2 protein-coding genes are annotated in these 2,338 nt (G+C 31.2%); both read left to right on the top strand.

Going from position 1 to position 2,338, the window contains the following annotated elements; all coding sequences use genetic code 11:
- The first annotated feature begins 50 nt into the window (after positions 1-50).
- Positions 51-1,037, top strand: coding sequence for a hypothetical protein (locus H280_RS0122750; RefSeq protein WP_020063390.1), 987 nt, complete (start codon positions 51-53; stop codon positions 1,035-1,037).
- A gap of 798 nt (positions 1,038-1,835) precedes the next feature.
- Positions 1,836-2,338 (top strand): Kelch repeat-containing protein (locus tag H280_RS24285; protein ID WP_020063389.1); only part of this gene is annotated, 503 nt, incomplete at its 3' end.

The following is a 2,338-nucleotide window of genomic DNA, read 5'->3' as shown; positions in this document are numbered from 1 at the left end:
CAGTTATCGTATGAAGAATAGGCAAAGCTTATTTTAAGCAGAATTGTAAAATGAAACTTAGCAGAAAGTGTAAAATTCGTCTTGACGGTTACAAAAGTATAGTAGTACCCTCTGATTATAAATCGACAGTAGAAAATGCTATTGATTGTAGGATTAATACTTCTGTTGAGCCAGAAATTATTTATCAACACAAAAATCAATCAGATTTATTGTTATTAGAATGTAAAGTCAATGGTTTTAAAGTAGATTTGACAAATAGGAACACCAAACAGGCTATGGGCTATTTATGCTGCTCTGAAAGTCATGTGCAAGAATATTTAGGCTTTCCTCCTTATGAACAGGCTAATACCAAATTGCTTTATGCTGTTTCAAGTGCAGATGTAGAATTACAAAAGGAGACCTTAAACAAACTTTCATTTTTAATTGAAGAGGCGCAGGTACCTTGTTTGAATTTTTCAGTTGTAGGAATAGAAGTGAAAGAAAATGAAGTTTATCTGACAACATTGGATAATGGAAAAAAGGAAAAAATAAGGATTATAAAAGGAAGTCATCCCCATTTGTTAAATATAGTACCCGTAGATCCGTCATCAAGTGGTAGAATTGCTGATGAACAAAAAGAGAATCTTAAGGTATTAGAGCAAAGAGTATTAACAGCTTTAAGAGCTGCTTTAGGTAAAAATCTAGGGTATAAAGAGTTTGAAATCAGTACCCATGATATTTGTGAAAGGGCTATACCTATATGGAGACTTTGGAATAAACAATCTCAAAAACAATTACAGCCATTTATTAGAAAATACATCAGTCAAGCTTTTGCTCGTTTGAAAAAGAAAGGACTGATGTATAAATTTGATGCTCATCAACAATTATACAAAGTTAGTGATACAGATCATCAAACAGCAAATAAGGTAAGAAATTATCTAGCTTCTAAAGAGTTTGTCAAATTAGGTAATGATATTTTTGATGATATTCAATTGTCTTTTGATGATTTTGATGATTTTGATGATTTGTTAGAAAATATATCGCAGAAGATTATTTAAGTTATTTTTATCTGGATTTTCTATTGATTAAAGGGGAGGACCGATACTAAAGTGTAGTTCTCTTCTCTTTTTTATATTAAAGTATTATTGGATTTACTTGCTTAAATTATAAGACCTAGGATTTTTCCAAATATTAGAATAGGTATTCTTTGTTTTCCTCAACCTTTGTATATGTTCTAAATTTATAATGTTCTTCATCGATGCTATAGATTTATAAAATTTGCTGGGTAATTCTCTTATTTCTACAATTTCAACTATATTACATATGAGATGAACAAAATATTCCTTTTTAAATTAATGAATGGATGTAATTTTGTGTTTTTGACGGCTTTTATGAATATGGTCATAGCATTTAAAAAATCTTATACTCCGCTGTTAGACAAGGTATTCTCGATATATTTGTTTCAAATTTTTGTAGAGTACTTATAAATTGTTATTTTTAATACAACGTATTAACTTAATTTTGTATAAAATCTCCTTTTTCATAATATTTTTTGATAAAACTAATATAGGCATTTAAAGCTCATTGATTACTTTTTTATTTTATGTGTAAACAGCTACTATTTCACTATTACCTTTATGTAAGGCTACCTGCATGTCCATCAATTTAATGCATGTCCTAGGACGAAGATTCTGTACAAATTACTTGATTTTATCGTTTTAAGTTAGTTTATTTTGTAGATAGATGGAGGTGCAGTAAGATCTATGGGATAATATCACAATGTCCTTGACACTTCCAATTAATTCAATTAATGTCTATATACGAATAAAATAATATTAGGTCCGAGGAGGGATTCGATGAAGAAATATTTGTCATGTTTACTAATTATTACGCTTGTATTCGGGTTAGTACCTAATGTTTTTTCTACTATAGCGCATGCAAGTGAAGTGGATAATAATGTTTGGAAGTTGAAAGATACGCTTTTTGAAGGAAGAGCAGGTGCTGGGGTAGCTGAGGTGAATGGGAAGTTTTATGTGATTGGTGGTGTTTCCGGTTCAACTGTATCTAGCGCAGTACAAGAATATGATCCTAAGACAAATAAATGGTCAAATAAAGCAAATATGCCAACAGCACGGGCTGATTTAGGTGTAGCAGTAGTAGACAATAAAATTTATGCTATTGGTGGCTACAACGGAAATATAAGTACATACGGAGGAGGCGGTACCTTTTTAAATAGTGTAGAAGTGTATGACCCTGCGACGGATTCTTGGTCAACTACAACGTCTATGCCTGTTGCTCTCTCAGGAGGAGGAACAGTAGCGTTTAACAATAAAATATATGTAGTTGGTGGTTATTCATA

The sequence above is a fragment of the Bacillus sp. 123MFChir2 genome (assembly GCF_000383235.1).
Lineage (GTDB): Bacteria > Bacillota > Bacilli > Bacillales > Bacillaceae_G > Bacillus_A.
The sequence above is the reverse complement of the archived record's forward strand: the minus strand, read 5'-3'. Positions and strand labels throughout refer to the sequence as shown.